Here is a 19775-nt window from a genome sequence, read left to right as displayed (position 1 = left end):
AGACTAGTTGCGATGCAGTAGGCAAGGCCTTTCCTTTTTGCTACTTTTGAATCACAACTCTAATTCAGTTCTATGTCGCTTATTCAAAACACTGCTTCCTCTGACGCGGTTAAGGCGTTTGCATCATCTGATATTCAGGCCATTATCGATCATTTCGGTACGGACTCTGCCGCCTACATTAACCATGCTTCGGAGAACAGCTTCTCGGGCTGGATTCAAATTCCATCATCGGGAAGGTACCATCTCGCAAGAATTCTCAAGAACAAAGGAGAAAATTACGAACATGTTGAAGCGGCGCGTAGAGCGGGTGCAGCACTTGCTGGCTGGCTGAATGCGCATCACGAAGCGGCAGTTCAAATTGAAGGTGAATTCGCGGCGGCAATTGCTGAGGGTTGTGCGTTGAGGAACTACAAATTCACAGAGCTGTTCAGCGACAGTGAAAAGAAGAAGAACAAACTCGTGAGCATCTTCTTGCCTTCTTGTACTAAGGAGGATTTTGAGGAAGTGTCGGTTCGAGTTGAGGCCACATGTATTGCTCGTGATCTTGTGAACACCCCGGTTCTCCAGCTCAATGCAGAGAAGCTCGCCTACACGGCGAAGCAACTTGGAGAAGAATGTGGTTTTCACGTCGAGATATTCAACAAAAAGAAAATTGAGTCGCTCAAGATGGGTGGACTTCTAGGTGTAAACAAGGGAAGTATTGACCCGCCGACGTTTAGCATTATGGAGTACAAACCAGATAATGCGAGAAATAAGAAGCCAATCATCTTGGTTGGTAAGGGCGTTGTTTACGATACTGGAGGTTTGAGTTTGAAGCCCTCAACTGCCATGGACACAATGAAGAGTGACATGGGGGGAGCGGCAGCAGTTATCGGAACCATGGTAGCTGTTAGTAAAGCTAAATTGGATGTCCATGTCATTGGCCTCGTACCGGCAACGGATAACCGTCCGGGGTTGAACGCTATCACACCTGGAGATGTGATTACGATGTATGACGGAACTACTGTTGAAGTGATGAATACGGATGCTGAGGGAAGATTGATCTTGGCGGATGCATTACACTACGCGAAGAAGTTTAATCCGAAATTGGTCATCGACTTGGCGACGCTCACAGGTGCTGCTGCACGTGCGATTGGCACGCAAGGGATAGTGGCCATGGGTACGGCTGAGAAGAAGGTCTTCGATCATTTGAGCGATTCGGGTAAGTCTGTGTACGAGCGTTTAGCCATCTTCCCATTTTGGAAAGAGTACAGCGACATGTTGAAAAGCGATATTGCGGACATGAAGAACATAGGAGGTCCAGAAGCGGGAGCAATCACTGCGGGTAAGTTCCTTGAGCACTTCACGGATTATCCCTATGTACATTTCGACATTGCCGGACCGGCATTTTTGTCGGCAGCCGATGGATATAGAACTAAAGGAGCAACCGGTGTTGGAGTTCGCATCCTCTTTGATTACTTAAAGAACAAAGCATGAGTAGCGAAAACCAGATAGTGAGGGTCGGTATTTCGTGCGGCGATTTGAACGGAATCGGTATGGAGGTGATTGTTAAAGCCTTCGCCGATCAGGCCATGATGGAACTTTGTACGCCAATTCTCTTTGCGTCGAGTAAGGCATTGTCTTACCACAGAAAGGCGATTGGGGAGGGCGATTTCAAGTTTCAGAATGTGAAGTCGGCCGTTGACGCAAAAGACGGAAGATTCAACGTGGTGGAGAGCTGGAACGAGATGGTGAGCCTAGAGTTTGGCAAGGAAGATCCGGTTGTTGGAGATTACGCGTTCAAATCGCTTGAGATTGCAAGTGAAGCCTTGAAAAAGGGCCACATTGATGTGCTGGTCACTGCGCCAGTAAATAAGAACAACATTGATAAAGAAGATCGTCCGTTTACGGGTCATACCGGATTTTTGGGCGAGTACTTTGAAGCGGATCCACTGATGATTCTATGTGGTACGCATTTAAAGGTAGGCTTGGTTACTGGCCATGTTCCACTGAAGAAAGTAGCTGCAGAACTCACTATGGAGGGGATAGTTGCTAAGCTTCGTCAGTTGAACGATGCCTTGGTAAGTGACTTTTCTATTCGTAAACCTAAGATTGCCGTTTTGGGGTTGAATCCACATGCGGGTGATGGAGGATTGTTGGGAAAAGAGGAAGCTGAAATCATTGAGCCGGCGGTAAAGACTGCATTTGAGAAAGGAATTGTGGCGATGGGGCCTTATTCGTCTGACGGATTTTTTGGTTCGGGCGCATATGAGAAGTTTGATGCTGTATTGGCTATGTATCACGACCAGGGATTGATACCATTTAAGACGCTACATTTTGGCGAAGGAGTGAACTACACGGCCGGTCTTCCGGTCATTCGAACGTCGCCAGACCATGGTACGGCGTATGAAATTGCTGGAAATGGCACTGCGGATGAAAGTAGTTTTAGACAGGCCGTATATATGGCGATTGACGCATTCAGAAGCCGTTCGCAGCATATTGACATCACCAAAAACCCTCTTGCATTTGGGAAATCTACGCGTGACTCGCGTTGATTTTCAGATATATATTGAAGGGTAACGAAAGATTTGTATTTTTGCGGGCTCAAAGAACGTGTAGAGACCATGAAGAAGAAGGACTACAACATTGTGTTTTCCGGATTGCCTTTGGGTCGGCATGACTTTGAGTATGAGATTGACGAGACGTTCTTAGACGTATTATTTGATTATCACGACTTACCTGGAATAAAGGTGAACGTGAAGGTGGAGCTAGCGAAGCAGAACACCATGTTGGAGTTTGCCTTTAAGATGAAAGGTATGGTTCCTGTTGAGTGCGACCTTACGGGGGAGCCATTTGATCAGGAATTGAAGAACAGCTTTGACTTGGTTGTGAAGTTTGGTGATGCTTACAACGATGATGATGATGAAATCTTGATCTTGCCGCACGGTGAGTATGAAGTAAACCTCTCTCAGTTCATTTATGAATTGATTGTATTGTCGCTGCCAACCAAGTTTATTCATCCCAAGGTTGAAGAGGGAGATGTAGACGAGGAAGCCTTGGACTTGTTGGAAAAGTACATGCCGGGTGCACCACCAGAATCGAATGATGATGATGAGGACGACGATGTTGATCCACGTTGGTCAAAATTGAAAGATTTGTTGAATTAAGCTCAACAGAACGAGCACTATAAATTAGGAATCATGGCACATCCAAAGCGCAGACAGTCGACTACTCGCCGTGACAAGCGTCGTACACATTACAAGGCAACTGCACCACAAATTGCGGTTGACCCAACTACAGGTGAAGCACACCTTTATCACCGTGCTCACTGGTACGAAGGCAAATTGTACTACAAAGGAAAGGTTGTCCTCGAGAAGGAAGAGGCGTAATCGACCTACCACAACGTATAGCGGAAGTAGACTCATTCACATGATTGGGTCTGCTTTTTTATTTGCCCTCTATTCAGGGAGAAAGTTCAGCGAAAATTTGTTGAACCGCGGTGAAGGCCTAACTTTACCGCTTTCGCCCTAGGTTAATACCAATCGCAATGAGCAAAGTAACAGCCGCGATTACAGCAGTTGGAGGCTATGTGCCGGAATTTCGCTTGACCAACGCATTGTTGGAAGAGATGGTGGACACTACTGATGAGTGGATCACCACGCGTACCGGTATCAAGGAACGTCGACTTCTCAAGGAAGAAGGCGCAGGTACATCCACCCTTGGCATTCGTGCTGTCGACGATATGAAGTCGAAGTTCGGTGTTGACGTGTCGGATGTAGACCTCGTGATTTGTTGTACTGCAACACCTGATATGCCCGTAGCATCTACAGCGGCATACATCGCCACCAACATTGGCGCAAACAATGCATTTTCCTACGATTTGATGGCCGCATGTAGCGGATTCTTATATGGCTTGTCCACAGGTTCGAAGTTTATAGAAAGTGGCAGGTATAAGAAGGTACTAGTCGTTGGTGCAGATAAAATGTCTTCCATCATCAACTATGAAGACCGTACCACTTGTGTCATTTTCGGTGACGGTGGAGGATGTGTCCTTCTTGAGCCAAATACCGAAGGGTATGGTGTTCAGGATGAGGTGCTTCGCAGCGACGGTAGTGGACGTCAGTATCTTAAGATTGATGCAGGAGGTTCGATTCTTCCAGCTTCGCAGGAAACGGTTGAATTAAACAAGCACTTTGTTTATCAAGAAGGCCAGCAAGTATTCAAGTTCGCTGTAACCAACATGGCCGATGTGAGTGCTCAAATTCTTGAGCGAAACAATCTCACAGGCGAAGATGTTGATTGGCTCGTTCCACACCAGGCAAACCTTCGCATCATCAATGCTACGGCAAACCGCATGGGCTTGGATGATGACAAGGTTATGTTGAACATTCAGCGCTACGGAAATACGACGAATGGTACGCTTCCGCTCTTGTTGTGGGACTACCTTTCAAAATTGAAAAAAGGAGACAACCTAGTGTTCGCTGCTTTTGGCGGTGGATTCACTTGGGGGTCGATCTATCTCAAGTGGGCAATTGACCCTAAGAATTAACTCGGATATCCCTAATCCCTCGAAATATGGACTTAAAAGAAATCCAAAACCTTATCAAGTTTGTAGCCAAGTCTGGCGCAAGTGAGGTGAACCTCGAGACTGAAGACTTCAAGATTACCATTAAGACCGGTGGTGAAGAAGCGACAACAGTAGTACAACATGTAGCTGCACCAGCTGCCGCACCTGCGCCAGCTCCGGCTGCTGCTCCGGCACCAGCTGCTGCCCCTGCTCCGGCTGCTCCGGCCGCTGCAGAACCAGCGGCAGAGGACGACAGCAAGTACATCACTATTAAGTCGCCAATGATTGGAACCTTCTACCGCAGACCTTCTCCAGACAAGGATACTTTCTGCGAAGTTGGTGATGAAATCAAGCCAGGTGCAGTTGTTTGCATCATCGAAGCGATGAAGCTCTTCAACGAGATTGAAAGCGAAGTTTCTGGTAAGATTGTTAAGATCTTGGTTGACGACCAGAAGCCGGTTGAATACGATCAGCCATTGTTCTTGGTAGATCCGTCTTAAGCCCCAAGGGCAGAACCTAATTCTGATCCTATGTTCAAAAAGATACTCATTGCCAATCGTGGTGAGATTGCACTTCGTGTAATCCGTACATGCCGCGAAATGGGCATTAAAACGGTAGCTGTTTACTCTACGGCAGACGCTGATTCATTGCACGTTCGCTTCGCAGATGAGGCCGTGTGCATTGGTCCTGCACCGAGTAGCGAGAGTTACCTCAATATTCCAAACATCATTTCTGCAGCGGAAATCACCAATGCAGATGCCATTCACCCAGGGTACGGGTTCTTGTCAGAAAATGCCAAGTTCTCCAAGATCTGTGCTGAAAACGGCATCAAGTTTATTGGAGCTAGCCCAGAGCACATCGACAAGATGGGTGACAAGGCTACCGCTAAAGCTACCATGAAGGCCGCTGGTGTACCATGTGTACCTGGTTCTGATGGTATTATTGCGGACTTCGACGAGTGCATTAAGTTGGCCGAAGAAGTTGGATACCCTGTAATGCTTAAGGCCACCGCTGGTGGTGGGGGTAAGGGTATGCGCGCTGTTTGGAAGAAAGAAGATCTCCAAAAAGCCTGGGATTCTGCTCGTCAGGAAGCAGGTGCTGCCTTCGGAAACGACGGCATGTACATGGAAAAGCTCATCGAGGAACCTCGTCACATCGAGATTCAAATCGTGGGTGACCAAACTGGTGCTGCTTGTCACCTTTCTGAGCGCGATTGTTCAATTCAACGTCGCCACCAGAAATTGACAGAGGAAACTCCAAGTCCTTTCATGACTCCAGAGCTTCGTGAAAAGATGGGAGCAGCGGCTGTTAAAGCTGCCGAGTACATCAAGTATGAAGGCGCTGGTACAGTTGAGTTCTTGGTTGACAAGCATCGCAACTTCTACTTCATGGAAATGAATACCCGTATTCAGGTAGAGCACCCGATTACGGAGCAGGTTATCGACTATGATCTCATTCGTGAGCAAATCAAGGTTGCTGCAGGTATTCCGATTCTAGGAAGAAACTATGAGCCTCAGTTGTATTCAATGGAATGCCGCATCAATGCGGAGGACCCTTACAACAACTTCCGCCCATCTCCAGGAAAGATCACTTCTTTCCATGCGCCAGGTGGACATGGAGTTCGTTTGGATACACACTGCTACGCAGGATACGTAATTCCACCACATTACGATTCTATGATTGCAAAGTTGATTACCACAGCGCGTACACGCGAAGAGGCGATTGACAAGATGAAGCGTGCATTGGATGAGTTCGTTATTGAGGGAATCAAAACGACTATTCCATTCCACCGTCAGCTCATGGAAGACAAGAATTTCCTAGCAGGAAACTACACCACGAAGTTCATGGAGGACTTTGTGTTGGAGGAGAGATAGGAAAATTTAGAACAAATTGCTTCGTGGCACACTGCGCGGACAAATGATATGGGCCCTCGCACCGATTGGTGTGGGGGCTTTTTTGTAAGCGACTATAGGCTACGGGCTGGAGGCTAGAGGCTACAGGCTCGAGGCTGTAGCTCTAGGGAGGTAAGAAGTTAAAGACTGGAAGTTCTGGGCTGTGTGAGTGCTTTGGCGGGGTTTGTTGGGGGCTCTAAACCCCGCCCCAGTTTCAAGTTACAAACTAGAAAAGCACTAGTCGTAGATTAAACGTTTACAAACGCTTAGTTATTCACCCATATTGATTGTCCACGAAATGTCCCCTGATTGTCGCTGTTTTGTCCCTTTGAACTTTGAATGAATTCCAATTAGGTTTTAGAACTTCACCACAGGGGGTGGGGTTGGGGCCCCCCAGGTCTTCGCACCCCACTCCTACCATTGACACCTCGACCTTCTGCTCTATTTTTTCGTTTCACCAGATGTTTGCTTTCTTCCCTCCAACCCTCTCCCGAATCGGCTGCGCCTCTCGGGATGCCTCCTTTAAGTTGGCACATCAGTCAATTCATCCACCGAACTTCCTACCAGGTTTCGCACCACGGCATTCTTCCTTGCGGTTGGGATGTCCAAATGAACAATCCCACAGCTCAGCCATTAGTCTATTAGCTAAGTGGTCGATTAGACATGAAATGATACCTTAGCATTGCAAAATTTATTGAGTATGAAAGATCAAAGCGACCTCAAAATCGGTACGCTAGCCATTCATGGAGGCCAAGAGCATGACCCAAGCACGGGTGCTGTAATGCCTCCGATTTATCAAACTTCAACATATGCACAAGCCGCTCCAGGTGTGCACAAAGGGTATGAGTATTCACGTACAGGGAACCCGACACGTCACGCTTTGGAGAAAAGCATCGCTTCGCTAGAAGGAGGCAAATACGGTTTAGCCTTTGGTAGCGGACTAGCCGCAGTTGACTGTGTGCTTAAGATGCTCAAGCCCGGGGATGAAATCATCTCGACAAACGACCTCTACGGAGGAAGCTATCGCCAGTTTACAAAGATTTATCAGGACTTCGGACTCGTTTTCCATTTTACCGCTATGGATGATGCGGCAAACGTGGAGAAGCTCGTAAACGATAAGACTAAACTTATTTGGGTAGAAACCCCAACGAACCCGATGATGAATGTCATCGATATTGAAGCGATGGCCAAAGTTGCCAAGCAGGCCGGAGCGATGCTTGTTGTGGATAATACTTTTGCTACTCCAATCCTTCAACGACCAATTGAACTCGGTGCTGATATCGTTCTTCATAGTGCCACTAAGTACCTAGGAGGCCATTCAGATGTTGTGCTTGGTTTGCTGACAACTGCTGACAAAGACATTGCTGAGAAATTGTATTTCATACAGAATTCGGCGGGAGGCGTTTGTGGACCAATGGATTCATTCCTCACACTTAGAGGAATCAAAACGTTGGATGTTCGCATGGAGCGCCATTGTAAGAATGGAAAGGTCGTAGCCGAATATCTCCGCAATCATCCGAAGGTTGACAAGGTTTATTGGCCAGGTTTTGAAGACCATCCGGGTCATGAAGTGGCTAAGAAGCAGATGAGCGACTTCGGCGGAATGATCTCGTTCGTTGTAAAAGGCGGAACCTTCGAAGATGCAAGTAAGGTTGTTTCTAACTTGAACGTCTTTACGCTCGCCGAATCTCTCGGTGGAGTAGAATCTCTTGCTGGCCACCCGGCGAGCATGACACACGCCGCAATTCCAGTAGAAGAAAGAATGAAGACAGGCGTGGTTGATGGATTGATCCGATTGAGTGTTGGTATCGAAGATGCAGACGACCTCATTGCGGACCTCAATAATGCATTAAACCAGCTAGGATAGAGTTACCTTTGTAACTCATTTAGAATGAATTGTTATGGCAGATAAATTTGCCGTTATCGGACTCGGTCAGTTCGGTTCCGCCATCGCTCGAAAGTTGAGCCAAAAAGGAGCTGAGGTGATCGCCATTGATACCGACGAGGAAAAAGTCGAGGCTATCCGAGAGGATGTGGCTTATGCGGTTACCCTCGACGCGACAGATCAAAAGGCACTTGAGTCGCAAGACATGAATAAGATGGATGCGGTCATCGTATCCATTGGTCAGAATTTCCAAGACTTGCTTCTTTGCTGTTTCCAGCTTCAAGAAATGGAGATTGGCCGTATCATCGCACGAGCGCAAGGGGCTACGCAGCGACGCATCCTCGAGAAAATGGGCATTCAGGAAATCTTGAGTCCAGAAGATGAGGTTGCAAACAACGTGGCCGAGCAGCTGATGAACCCAGGAGTGGTCATGTGCTTCGAGCTTCCTGATGGATATGAAATCGTTGAAATCAAAGCACCAAAAGCACTTTACAGTAGAACACTGGGGGACATTGGACTTCGCGAGAAGTACAAGCTGAATCTTGTTACACTTCTTCGTGAAGAGAACAATGAACACCATATTTACGGTGTGCCAGATGCTGAGACCATCGTAGAAAAAGGCGACATCATTGTTGTCTTTGGTACGGTAAGAGACATCGAAAGATTCATAGAAATCAACAGTTAATGAGTACGGTGGTGCACATCACCGGAACGAGTAGCGGATTGGGTAAAGGACTTGCTGAGTTCTTTTGTGCCCAATCCGACACGCTCGTCCATGGCTACAGCCGCAGGACTTCCATTGAACATCCAAATTACACGCATCACAAGGTTGATTTGACGGAAGTAGGAAGCGAGCTTTCGTTGGAACTAAACCCTAACGCGAAGCGCGAGATTCTCATCAATAATGCAGGATGGCTGGGTCCAGTTAACCCGATAGGATCGCTGGATTCAACTTCCATTTCTTCCCTGTTCGAATTGAACGTTTCTGCCGTGATGCGCTGGACGAACCAATTCTCAAAAAACTCCAAAGCTTCAAATCGCGTAGTTGTTTCAATCTCGTCGGGTGCTGCTCAATATCCGATTCCTTCTTGGAGTGCGTATTGTGCATCGAAAGCTGCGGTAGATATGATGACGCGCGTTTGGGCTGAAGAAGAAAAGGGTATCCAATTCTTCAGTATTGCTCCAGGTGTTGTGGATACTGAGATGCAGGCGGATATACGTTCGAAATCCGCCGAGGAATTCCCAGAGATTGAGCGATTCAAATCGATGCATGAGGCAGGCGAATTAAAATCTCCAAATGAGGTGGCTGAAATCATTGGTAAGATGGCTTTGTGGCCCGACAGAGCTCCTTCTAACGTATTTTCAGTGAGAGATTTGTAGATTTACATACATTCGAACTCTATGAAGAAGGCTTTACTCTCTGTATTTATTCTCACCTTGGTTGCATGCGGTGGCGACGACCCTAGTGAGTACACCCGCACTGGAACATTGGATTCTAGATTAGCCCAACCGTGGCAACTCACCCATGTTGAGTATGAGGCATATATGCCCAACCCCATCAACCCGGCTCAAGGTGTGAACCTCACAGGTGAGGGCGTTGATACATATGGCACTTTTGATTATCGACCAGACGGCGACGCGGATTATTTCTTTGGTTTCACGGCGCGCATTGATATAGGCACGAGTGAGCCATTGCGACTTCCATTCTACAGAAGCGGGAGTGGCACATGGTGGACCGTTGGAACGGATTCGGTCTATGTGGAAGATGGCATAGACACTTTGAAGATTGAAATCATCGAAGATTATGACCAGAAGCAGCGTTGGCAAACAGTAATGCCTATTTTTGACACCGCTACAGGTACCTTTATACCTGTGGACATGCTAGTGATTCTCCGCCGATAATCTGAAGAGAAATAATGACAAGAGTACTTACCGGAATTCAGAGTTCCGGACGTCAGCATTTGGGAAACATCCTTGGTGCAATTCGTCCTGCTATTAAGCGTGCGAATAGTGCGAACACCGAATCATTTTTATTCATTGCCGACTTACATTCCCTTACTACGATTAAGGATCCTGAAGTTCGGAAGCAAAACGTACTAGCTACTGCTGCGGCATGGTTGGCGTGTGGATTGGATCCGGAGAAGTCTGTATTTTATCTTCAATCGGCTGTTCCGGAATGCACGGAATTAACATGGTACTTGAACTGCTTTACGCCGTATCCGATGCTTGCGAATGCACATAGCTTTAAGGATAAAAGTGACAAGCTTAGTGATGTGAATGCGGGGCTTTTCGATTATCCTGTCTTGATGGCATCCGATATCATCATGTATGATGCTGATGTGGTTCCGGTAGGAAAGGATCAGAAGCAGCATTTGGAAATGACGCGCGACATCGCCACCAAGGTGAACTTAGCATACGATAAAGAGGTTTTCGTGATTCCTGAGGCTGCGATTGACGAGAACGTGATGACTATACCCGGTACTGATGGACAAAAGATGTCTAAGAGCTATGGCAACGTCATTGATATCTTCCTCCCTCAGAAGCAATTGAAGAAGCAGGTAATGGCCATTGTTACAGATTCGACGCCATTGGAGGAACCGAAAGACCCAGATACCTGCAACGTATTCGCCCTTTATCGCTTGTTGGGAACAGATGAGCAAGTAGCTGAGATGCGCCAGAATTACCTCGGTGGCAACTACGGCTATGGTCACGCGAAAAAGGCTTTACTCGAGTTGATTCTCGAAGAGTTTGCGGAAGAACGTCAGAAGTTCGACGAGCTTATGACTCAACCTGATGCGATCTATGAGGCGCTTGAGAAAGGTGCAGAAAAGGCGCGTGTAGTGGCGAGAGCGACAATTGGACGCGTTAGAGAAGCGATGGGGTATTAGGATTCCGTGATCGGCTGCACCTCTTGGGATTCCTCATTTCTGTCAGAACATCAGTCTAATCAACCACCGCTCGAAACACGAACCCACCCACTGTATTTGGCGGTAATTCGCCACAATACAATTCTCTCGTAGAAATTGACCCATTCGGGGAATCCAGGAAAGAAGAGAAACCGTTTTCATTTGTGAATGCCCCAGATTGAAACGAAACACCCGCCGTGCTGAGGCTTCTCCCCGCAATGAGAATGGATAAATGCTGTCCCGATTCGAGTATGATTCCTCTCGGGAATTGAATACTTATTTGGTCATTTGTTACCTCTACAGTATACCTGTCTTGCACGATGGGAATGCACGTGTGTGAACTTAAGATTCGCTGTATGACAACGTCTTGAGCTTCAAGTTTTAGTCCTTCGAATTTACCATCAATTACGACCGTCCAGTACAGGAGGGAAGAATCGGTGCATTGAATCAAAAATCGATAGTCAACCTCCACGTTAGGGTGAGCGGGAATGAAACACTCAGGGGAACAGTCCCCTGAGATAGTCCGTGTTTCATTTCTGTTGAAATGCCGCGTCAAATCCACTGTATTCAGCGTGTCACATTTCTCTTGAGCCATCAAGAGTGACGAGCTCAATGCAAGGAAGACTACCTTTAGCAAGGTTCCCATCTGCATATTACATCGACTTTGACCAAAAGACATAGTAATCGTAACAAATGAAGCATGATCCCATCAATCGACTGGATACGGTGCCTGACGATTCATCAGTTCCCCAAAAGGGTCGAGCGCTTGCGTACTTGGGGATTAAAAAAGAGAGGAGCAGGGCGAATAGTACAATTTGCCTTTTCATGGTAATGGTGATTTGGTGAGCAAGCAATTTATCAGAGTGAACCGGCTTCAACACCAAACGAATGGACGTATATATGACCAACTGGTCGTAACGTGAAGAATAGTTTTGGCAGATTTCCCTGGAGATTCGTCTCTGAAACGATCAAAAATGTTGGTTATACCATGGGTTTAATGCCCCCACCGCCCAACCATCAATTTCCGCAAAGTCCACTACATAAGTCGTATAGTAAACGTTTACAATCGGGTAGTTTTGAACAGGATAAATGAGAAGGCGATTGCCATAAGGCGATACGAAGAAGGTTCCCCACCTTAGGGCAGAGAAAAGGATCATTCGCCGAAACAGAATGAAAGCCTAATTTGAAGCTATCGGTCCATTGGTCTATGAGTCTATTGGTCTGATAACCATTAGCCCGATATTCCCAGTATCCCTACCTTTACCGCATGCCAAACATTCCATCCCTAGAAGAGCTACGCCGCATGTCCATCTCCGAGTTGGAGCAGGTGGCCGTCATCCTAAGGGAGTTCATTCCAAATGCAACAAAGGAGAAAAAGGGGCACCTAGAGTCCAGCTTGTCCGTGTGTGAGTTGACCGTCGCGCTTCACCACGTATTGAAAGCTCCGGAGGACGTGCTAATATGGGATGTTGGTCATCAAGCATATGTGCACAAGGTGCTAACCGATAGAGCCGACAAGTTCTCTACAAACAGAAAACATGGCGGATTGAGCGGCTTCCCTAGTCGATCTGAAAGTCCGTATGACGCTTTTGGAACCGGACATTCCTCCACGTCGATATCAGCGGTGACGGGCATGGCGATTCAAGATTATAAACTTGGAAGGTCCAATCAGCATGTGGCCGTAATAGGTGATGGCGCCCTCACCGGCGGGATGGCCTTTGAAGCTTTGAATTACCTCGGTACCACGGGACTTGATGTGCTTATCATTCTAAATGATAACCAAAAGGCGATCGACCCAAACGTGGGAGCTCTGCATGAGGGCCAAACCTACGAGATGTTCTTCCAGTCTATGAATATCCGTTACATGGGGAGTGTAAATGGCCATCAAATGTCGGACTTGGTTCAACAACTCCGTTATGCTTTGTCGGCCAGCGGACCACGAGTTTTGCATGTTGAAACGATAGCAGAGTTCTTGCCTTCCGAGCCGAATTATAAGTCGGAGTTGCCATTCCAGGATGTTTTTGGTCAGGCTATAGAGGAACTGCTCGAAAGAGACGATAGACTTACCGTGGTTTCTCCAGCAATGCTTTCTGGAGCCGGACTAAGCCAGGTGGCCGCAAAGTATCCACAGCGCGTTCTAGACGTCGGTATCGCAGAACAAAATGCGGCAACGCTTTCAGCCGGAATCGCCGCTGCCGGCGGAGTTCCAATTTTGCATTTATACAGCACATTTGCTCAGAGAGCTTACGACCAAATCATACATGACATTGCTCTGCAGAATCTGCACGTTATCATCTGTTTGGATAGAGCTGGGCTAGTTGGCAATGATGGTCCAACCCACCATGGAGCTTTCGATTTGGCGTTTTTGCGCCCCATACCTAATCTGGTAATCAGCGCTCCACGCAATGGGATTGAACTTCGAAATGTTCTCTACACAGCGACCCAGCACAATGGACCATTCGTTATTCGTTATCCACGAGATACAGAAGCGAGATTCGACGCTCAGGGTAAGTTTGATGATGTTGAATTTGGGTCTGCCGAAGTACTCAGAGAAGGGAAGAAGCTCTATTTGATGTCTACCGGCACCATGTCAAGAAGAGCAATGGACGTTGCCAATACGCTCGAAAAAGACGGATACACGGTTGGCGTCATACATCATACTTTTATCAAGCCTATTGATAAGCGCGCGTTGAGTGCGGCTTCAAGAGCAACTCATTGGGTCGCGCTAGAAGATTCCTCTGTCGGTGGACTAGGAAGCGCCCTCTCGGAGTGGCTTCATGAAAATAGGGTAGATGAGGTGAGGTTGAGTCAGGTTCATCTTCCAGATCGCTTTGTAGAGCATGGTTCGGTAGACGAGCTGCATTTGGGGTGTGGCATGGATACCGAATCGGTCGTAAATCGTTGCAGAGAGTTACTTCACTCGTAGAACCCGTTGGGTTTATAATAGAATCGTTATACTTGCATTGACCACCACAGACCTGTTTACTAAACAGCCTATGGACCGGTTAAGAGACGTTCGGGAACGCATTCGAAAGCTTCGAGTAGAAAGAGGGTACTCCCAAGAATACATGAGCATCCAGCTCGATGTAAGTCTCCGCCAATATCAAAGATTAGAATCTGGAACCCGCGATTGGTCGTTAAAGCAACTCATACAGTTGGCCGAAGTATTCGACATGCCCGTGTACGAGATGGTAAATTATAGTCGCGACCCAACGTCTGAATACGCGACCGAGCGACAAATGCGCTTGCTTATTGACAGGCTTGACGTGCTCAACGCCAATATGGATACACTGTTTCCGAATCGAAAAAAGGAATAAAAAAAAGGGCCGCTCAAGGCGACCCTTCTAATGTATTGACTTACCTACCTCCAAAGTCTAGGTTTTCCATGACCGATTGTAGGTTAAACGATCCCGGCGTTTGGGAAGGTGGATATTCATTTAACGTTTGAATGAACCTAGCAGCCATCTGCTGGACTGGCACAATCACAAAGGCGTGATCAATCAACCAATCGTCGTATGTGTTAGCATTGTGCTGAGCTTTTTCAAACGGATCTCTTCTCAAGTTGAAAATCAATGGCACGCGGAGTTCTGTGAAAGGCTCGCGCCATACACCGAAAGCTACACCGCGATTCGCCAGGAAGACAATCTTCCAGTCTTCATATCTCGCTGCGACGAAATCGCCATCATCATTTACATACCAAAACTCTTTACGCGGAGACTCGTCCGTCTCACCAGCCAGATAGTCGTTCATGTCGTATCCGTCGAGGTGATTCTTGTACGTTCTACCGTTGAGCTTCACGCCTTCCAGCAATTCTTCTTTTACATCGTCATAGCCAGCGGCTGCGGCGAAGGTTGGCAACCAGTCCTCGTGTGCAACGATACCGTTGAGGGTAACGTTCGCTTGCCACTTTCCTGGCCATCTTACAAACGTTGGAACGCGGTAGGCACCTTCCCAGTTTGAGTTTTTCTCACTGCGGAAAGGAGTAGTACCCGCATCTGGCCACGTGTTGTAGTGCGGACCATTATCTGTCGAGTACATCACAATCGTGTTGTTGGCGATGCCGAGTTCGTCGAGCAAATCGAGGAACTGACCAATGTGCATGTCGTGCTCAACCATACCGTCGTGGTATTCGTTTCCACTCGGGCCAGAAAGACCGGTGTGCTCTTCTGACACGTGTGTGCGGAAGTGCATTCTTGTACCGTTCCACCAAACGAAGAATGGCTCGCCGGCTGCTACTGCATCACGAATGAAACGCATAGCCTCGGCTGCGGTTTCATCGTCAACAGTCTCCATGCGCTCTTTAGTAAGAGGTCCGGTATCTTCAATTCTTCCGTCGGCAAAAGAGTGAATTACTCCACGTGGACCGTAAGTTTCGCGGAAGGTTCTTCCATCGCGGAGGACCATGTCACCGGGATAATCGCGGTGCTCTGGCTCTTCCTCAGCATTGAGGTGGTATAAGTTTCCGTAGAATTCGTCAAAGCCATGGTTTGTTGGCAAGTGCTCGTCGAGGTCACCTTGGTGGTTTTTACCAAACTGACCTGTGCGGTAGCCTTGCGACTTCATCACGGTAGCCATGGTAACATCGTTCTCTTGCCACCCTTGCTCGGCTCCGGGAAGCCCAACTTTGGTCATGCCCGAACGAACAGGGACCGTACCGCCAATGAAGGCAGCTCTACCTGCAGTACAACTTTGCTGTGCGTAATAGTCTGTGAATCCAACACCTTCTTCAGCGATTCTATCGATGTTCGGTGTTTCGTAACCCATCATTCCACGGTTGTTGTGGCTGATGTTCCATGTGCCGATATCGTCTCCCCAAAGGACGAGGACATTCGGCTTTTGCTGGGCCTGAAGCGATAGGGAGAGCAGGACTCCTCCAAACAGTGTAACCCAAATCTGGGGTCGTTTCATAGTTAGCAGTTTGATGATTAGAAGGAAAAGATAAGAATTCTCGCCCTCACCGACACATTACTATTCTATTAACGACATTTTTCGTCCGACGAACGTCACATATGAAGGCTTCACTGTACTCATAGACTCACTTGATATTCTGTGATTGAACCTTTCGCGAAGTGTACCTTTGTCGCAAAGAAAATCTCTATGAAAAAGGTCATCTTTCATTTGCCAAGCTGTTCAACTTGCCAACGTTTACTCAAGGAATGGAATACGGAAGGCGCTGAACTTCGCGATATAAGAAACGAGCCTATAACCGAAGAAGAAATCGACGAGATGGCTAGTCTTGCTGGAAGCTACGAAGCGCTTTTTTCTAGGCGAGCAATGAAGTATCGCTCGATGGGACTGAATGAAATGGAGCTTAGTGAAAGGGATTACAAGAAGTACATTCTTCAAGAAGACACATTCCTAAAACGTCCGGTTGTACTTGTTGGCAATCAAATATTTATTGGTTCTGCCAAGAAGGACGTGACCGCCGCAAGTGAAGCACTGGGCTGATGGATCGCTCGATTAAGAACGCACACTTCGCCCTATTGGCGGTTGCCCTAATCTATGGGGTGAATTACATCATGGCTAAAGAGGTGATGAATGGATTTCTTGAACCTAGAGGATTCATTCTTTTGAGAGCTATCGGTGCATCTATTTTGTTTTGGATTGTCCATCGCGGCACCGCGGCCAAAAGAATTGAGAAGTCCGACATATGGAGGTTCGCGCTTGCGGGTCTTTTCGGGGTTGCACTCAATCAGATTATGTTCTTTGAAGGGTTACAACGCACTACACCGATTAATGCGAGTATCATCATGACCATCAATCCGATTCTGGTATTGGTGCTGTCAGCAATCGTATTGAAGGAAGGGCTGGGATGGTTGAAAATCGTGGGAATTGCACTTGGTGCTAGCGGTGCCATTTGGCTGATCTCTGGAAAAGGAGAAGTTGATTTGCTGAATAGCGATACCTCGTTGGGTAACCTCTTTGTGTTGATCAATGCCACATCCTATGCGCTTTACCTCATTGTTGTGAAGCCATTGATGAAGAAGTACCCTCCTATTCAGGTTATCAAATGGGTGTTTGGCTTTGGATTGCTTTATGTTCTTCCATTCGGAGCTGGACAACTCTATTCGGCACCATGGGAAACATGGACAGTATCGATATATGCTCAGGCAGGCTTTGTGGTCGTGTTCACCACATTCTTCGCCTACCTGTTGAACGTTTATGCACTAAAAACAGTTTCGAGCACTACGGTGAGTGCGTACATCTATCTTCAGCCTGTGTTTGCAACAAGCTTTAGTTTGATGCTGGGGTTAGACATGATTTCGTGGCGAGAGGCAGGTGCCGCAGGGTTGATATTCTTGGGGGTGTATTTGGCGAATTTTTATAAGCGAAGTGTTCGTAGTTAATGCTTGATAGTACTACCTTAGTGTTTACTAATTAGTGAACTTTATATCTCTTATGATGCAAGCCATTGACAACTTCGATGAGTTACTGGAGCAGAAATACGGTGCAAAAGGGAGTTCAAAACGAGAAGAGTTTGAAACGGATTCACTTGCCTTTCGACTGGGAGTTATGTTAAAAGAAGCTCGGAAGGAAGCAAGAATGACACAAGAACAGCTCGCCGAAAAAACTGGAACAAAGAAGAGCTATATTTCGCGAATTGAAAGGGGTCTAAGTGACATTCAGATATCAACATACTCTCGGCTGATCGAAATTGGATTAGGGCGAAAGTTGACGATTTCAATAGCTTAATGTTGTAAAGCCTAACTTAGTCGTACAATCCCATCGCCATGTACCCAAAGAGAGTACCCTCACTTTTTCAAGTCCCACTTGGCACCCTCACTTGGCGAATTCCTGAGGCTACTAACGAAGTGTTTCTTACGTTCGATGACGGTCCCACTCCGGAGATAACACAAGCTGTACTAGATATCCTCGACGAGTATAATGCCAAGGCTACCTTCTTTCTAATTGGGAAGAATGTTGAGGCGCATCCCGAGATTGTGCAAGCCGTGTTAGACGCTGGACATTCCATTGGGCATCACAGCTATTCCCATGTGAACGGTTGGAAGCTGGATCGACGAGCCTACATTGAGGATGTTGAACGGGCGGCCGCGTTGGTGGAGAGCGACTTATTCAGACCACCTTATGGACGAATTTCGCCGCGCAAAGCAAAGGCATTGAGTAAAAAGTACCGCATCATCATGTGGACCATCCTTTCGGGGGATTTCGATATGGAAATTTCTGGAGCCGACTGTGTGAAGAACGTGGTCAACACCTTGAAGCCGGGAGATATTGTCGTCTTCCACGATAGTGTCAAGGCTTGGCCGAGACTAAAGGAAGCCTTGCCGAAAATTCTTCAGCACATTCAAGCGAAGGGTTGGCAGCCTGTTTCTTTACCTTCATTATGGAAATAACGGTCCTAATCGCATGTAGTTGTCCATCTCCCCTTTGTACTTCGGGGAATGGCCATACGTTTCCAGAATTGGATTCCCGAGTATATCGAAGTCGATGAGAATATTATAAGGCTCAACGCGCTCGTATTCAGCATCACTTCTTATACTGTCGTTGTAGGTCTCGTTAAACCAAGAAAGGTACTCTTCCCACGTTTCCATATCAGTTGAGCTTGAGCTACCCTCGGAAGTATTTCTGCCCCCTATTATCTCTTCCGTCTTTTCTCTCAAATTTTCGATCATCCATTCCTCCTTCACCATATACCTCAGCTCTGTTCTCAGATCAACCTCTGAGGAATCCGTCATGCGGTATTTGCGTACCAATCTTAGGGCGATGATTCCAGATTCCGTTAAGTATCGGTTCATCGGTTGACTCATCAATCCGTGGTTGGACTTTAGCAAGACGGTTTCGAGCATAATTGCGCTATCGAGCGTCATACGCCTGTCTGATAAAACTAGTTCTACCAAGGCATCCTCAGTCACTTTCCTATCGTCAGACCAAATCGTCATGCTCAAGGTCTTACGGTCGGCTTCCGAAAAGGTAATTCCATATTCTGTTTCCGCCCTTTCGAAGGTCTGTTCCATAAAGTGAATTTGATCAGCATAGCGATGCGCATAAACCGCATTGAGGTCAATTGGAGGTTGAATCAAATAGAAGAATGCCAGCGTAAATACAAAGGTTGCCGAGAGTGTAGCGAGTGCGATTTTGTAAATCCTGAAGACACGAAATAGTGGATTCCAAGCAATAAGTACTGCAAAAATTGGAAGCACATAGTACAGTGGACCCAGCATCTCGTTCACTGTGCTTGGAACGACAATTTCCGCGCCATGGATGGAGCTGTAAGCGATACTTGCATAGCGAATTGTCAATCCGATAATCAAGAAAAAGAGTAGGGCGCTTAACGTCCATGCGTTTCGGAAAGCTCGACGAATTTTGATGTTTCGAACACCCGCTTGCGCGAACCAAATCATCATGGTGGTGAAGGCTCCCGACATGGCCGCGAGGCCACAAAGCAAATACTTTGATCGAGGGGAATAAAATAAGTTGGGAGCTTCTATGGCAAGTTCGAGCTGTTGCAGCAGGAAACTATAGTTCAAAACTTGCAAAAAGGCCAACATGGCAAAAGCCATTAAAAGGCCCATAACTACGCCAAT

21 protein-coding genes are annotated in these 19775 nt (G+C 47.1%); 18 read left to right on the top strand and 3 right to left on the bottom strand.

Annotation, left to right across the window (positions count from 1 at the left end):
• Positions 1-72: 72 nt before the first annotated feature.
• The 12 genes from F8C67_RS10225 (at position 73) to trpS (ending at position 11211) form a co-directional block, all read left to right on the top strand.
• Complete coding sequence (locus F8C67_RS10225) at positions 73-1476, top strand: leucyl aminopeptidase family protein (protein WP_151667746.1); 1404 nt, start codon at positions 73-75, stop codon at positions 1474-1476.
• A complete protein-coding gene (gene pdxA, locus F8C67_RS10220; protein ID WP_151667745.1) occupies positions 1473-2534 on the top strand; it encodes a 4-hydroxythreonine-4-phosphate dehydrogenase PdxA in 1062 nt (353 codons plus the stop codon). The genes F8C67_RS10225 and pdxA overlap by 4 nt, the downstream gene beginning before the upstream one ends.
• A 69-nt stretch (positions 2535-2603) precedes the next feature.
• The gene (locus F8C67_RS10215; protein ID WP_151667744.1) at positions 2604-3146 is read left to right on the top strand and encodes a YceD family protein; all 543 of its coding nucleotides are present in this window, start codon (positions 2604-2606) and stop codon (positions 3144-3146) included.
• Positions 3147-3179: 33 nt separating this feature from the next.
• Complete coding sequence (gene rpmF, locus F8C67_RS10210; RefSeq protein WP_151667743.1) at positions 3180-3368, top strand: 50S ribosomal protein L32; 189 nt, start codon at positions 3180-3182, stop codon at positions 3366-3368.
• 158 nt (positions 3369-3526) lie between these two features.
• The gene (locus tag F8C67_RS10205; RefSeq protein WP_151667742.1) at positions 3527-4528 is read left to right on the top strand and encodes a beta-ketoacyl-ACP synthase III; all 1002 of its coding nucleotides are present in this window, start codon (positions 3527-3529) and stop codon (positions 4526-4528) included.
• A 26-nt stretch (positions 4529-4554) separates the two neighbouring features.
• Positions 4555-5046, top strand: coding sequence for an acetyl-CoA carboxylase biotin carboxyl carrier protein (accB, locus tag F8C67_RS10200; RefSeq protein ID WP_151667741.1), 492 nt, complete (start codon positions 4555-4557; stop codon positions 5044-5046).
• Between the two features lie 30 nt (positions 5047-5076).
• Positions 5077-6420 carry an acetyl-CoA carboxylase biotin carboxylase subunit gene (gene accC, locus F8C67_RS10195; protein WP_151667740.1) on the top strand — a complete coding sequence of 448 codons (1344 nt, stop codon included), beginning with the start codon at positions 5077-5079 and terminating at the stop codon, positions 6418-6420.
• A gap of 718 nt (positions 6421-7138) precedes the next feature.
• The gene (locus tag F8C67_RS10190) at positions 7139-8305 is read left to right on the top strand and encodes a cystathionine gamma-synthase (RefSeq protein WP_151667739.1); all 1167 of its coding nucleotides are present in this window, start codon (positions 7139-7141) and stop codon (positions 8303-8305) included.
• A 34-nt stretch (positions 8306-8339) separates the two neighbouring features.
• A complete protein-coding gene (locus F8C67_RS10185; protein ID WP_151667738.1) occupies positions 8340-9008 on the top strand; it encodes a potassium channel family protein in 669 nt (222 codons plus the stop codon).
• Complete coding sequence (locus tag F8C67_RS10180) at positions 9008-9703, top strand: SDR family NAD(P)-dependent oxidoreductase (RefSeq protein ID WP_151667737.1); 696 nt, start codon at positions 9008-9010, stop codon at positions 9701-9703. The genes F8C67_RS10185 and F8C67_RS10180 overlap by 1 nt, the downstream gene beginning before the upstream one ends.
• A 21-nt stretch (positions 9704-9724) precedes the next feature.
• Positions 9725-10225 carry a hypothetical protein gene (locus F8C67_RS10175; RefSeq protein ID WP_151667736.1) on the top strand — a complete coding sequence of 167 codons (501 nt, stop codon included), beginning with the start codon at positions 9725-9727 and terminating at the stop codon, positions 10223-10225.
• 14 nt (positions 10226-10239) lie between these two features.
• Complete coding sequence (gene trpS / locus F8C67_RS10170) at positions 10240-11211, top strand: tryptophan--tRNA ligase (RefSeq protein ID WP_151667735.1); 972 nt, start codon at positions 10240-10242, stop codon at positions 11209-11211.
• Positions 11212-11266: 55 nt separating this feature from the next.
• On the opposite strand, the gene F8C67_RS10165 is transcribed toward trpS, so the two are convergent.
• A complete protein-coding gene (locus F8C67_RS10165; protein ID WP_151667734.1) occupies positions 11267-11875 on the bottom strand; it encodes a hypothetical protein in 609 nt (202 codons plus the stop codon).
• A 621-nt stretch (positions 11876-12496) separates the two neighbouring features.
• Between F8C67_RS10165 and F8C67_RS10160 the strand changes: the two genes are divergently transcribed.
• Together F8C67_RS10160 and F8C67_RS10155 are read left to right on the top strand one after the other, a co-directional pair.
• Positions 12497-14155, top strand: coding sequence for a 1-deoxy-D-xylulose-5-phosphate synthase N-terminal domain-containing protein (locus tag F8C67_RS10160; RefSeq protein WP_151667733.1), 1659 nt, complete (start codon positions 12497-12499; stop codon positions 14153-14155).
• A 70-nt stretch (positions 14156-14225) separates the two neighbouring features.
• Complete coding sequence (locus F8C67_RS10155; RefSeq protein ID WP_151667732.1) at positions 14226-14546, top strand: helix-turn-helix domain-containing protein; 321 nt, start codon at positions 14226-14228, stop codon at positions 14544-14546.
• A 40-nt stretch (positions 14547-14586) separates the two neighbouring features.
• Here F8C67_RS10155 and F8C67_RS10150 read toward each other — a convergent pair whose 3' ends face one another.
• On the bottom strand, positions 14587-16137 hold the full coding sequence (locus F8C67_RS10150) for an arylsulfatase (protein ID WP_151667731.1): 1551 nt from the start codon (positions 16135-16137) through the stop codon (positions 14587-14589).
• 189 nt (positions 16138-16326) lie between these two features.
• Here F8C67_RS10150 and F8C67_RS10145 point away from each other — a divergent pair, with 189 nt between their 5' ends.
• Genes F8C67_RS10145 through F8C67_RS10130 form a run of 4 tightly spaced genes read left to right on the top strand, consistent with a single transcriptional unit; the run spans position 16327 to position 18584 of the window.
• Complete coding sequence (locus F8C67_RS10145; protein WP_151667730.1) at positions 16327-16677, top strand: arsenate reductase family protein; 351 nt, start codon at positions 16327-16329, stop codon at positions 16675-16677.
• Entirely contained in the window at positions 16677-17576 is a 900-nt protein-coding gene (locus tag F8C67_RS10140) for a DMT family transporter (protein WP_151667729.1), read from the top strand. The genes F8C67_RS10145 and F8C67_RS10140 overlap by 1 nt, the downstream gene beginning before the upstream one ends.
• A 52-nt stretch (positions 17577-17628) precedes the next feature.
• On the top strand, positions 17629-17922 hold the full coding sequence (locus F8C67_RS10135; RefSeq protein ID WP_223277552.1) for a helix-turn-helix domain-containing protein: 294 nt from the start codon (positions 17629-17631) through the stop codon (positions 17920-17922).
• A 38-nt stretch (positions 17923-17960) separates the two neighbouring features.
• Positions 17961-18584: a polysaccharide deacetylase family protein gene (locus F8C67_RS10130; RefSeq protein WP_151667728.1), complete on the top strand. Its 624-nt coding sequence runs from the start codon at positions 17961-17963 to the stop codon at positions 18582-18584.
• Here the strand turns inward: F8C67_RS10130 and F8C67_RS10125 are convergent.
• Positions 18573-19616 carry a hypothetical protein gene (locus tag F8C67_RS10125; RefSeq protein WP_151667727.1) on the bottom strand — a complete coding sequence of 348 codons (1044 nt, stop codon included), beginning with the start codon at positions 19614-19616 and terminating at the stop codon, positions 18573-18575. The genes F8C67_RS10130 and F8C67_RS10125 overlap by 12 nt on opposite strands.
• Positions 19617-19775: the final 159 nt, after the last annotated feature.

Origin of the sequence: Phaeocystidibacter luteus (genome assembly GCF_008933115.1) — a bacterium.
Lineage (GTDB): Bacteria > Bacteroidota > Bacteroidia > Flavobacteriales > Schleiferiaceae > Phaeocystidibacter > Phaeocystidibacter luteus.
Note: the sequence above shows the minus strand (reverse complement) of the source record. Positions and strands in the feature narration are given on the sequence as shown.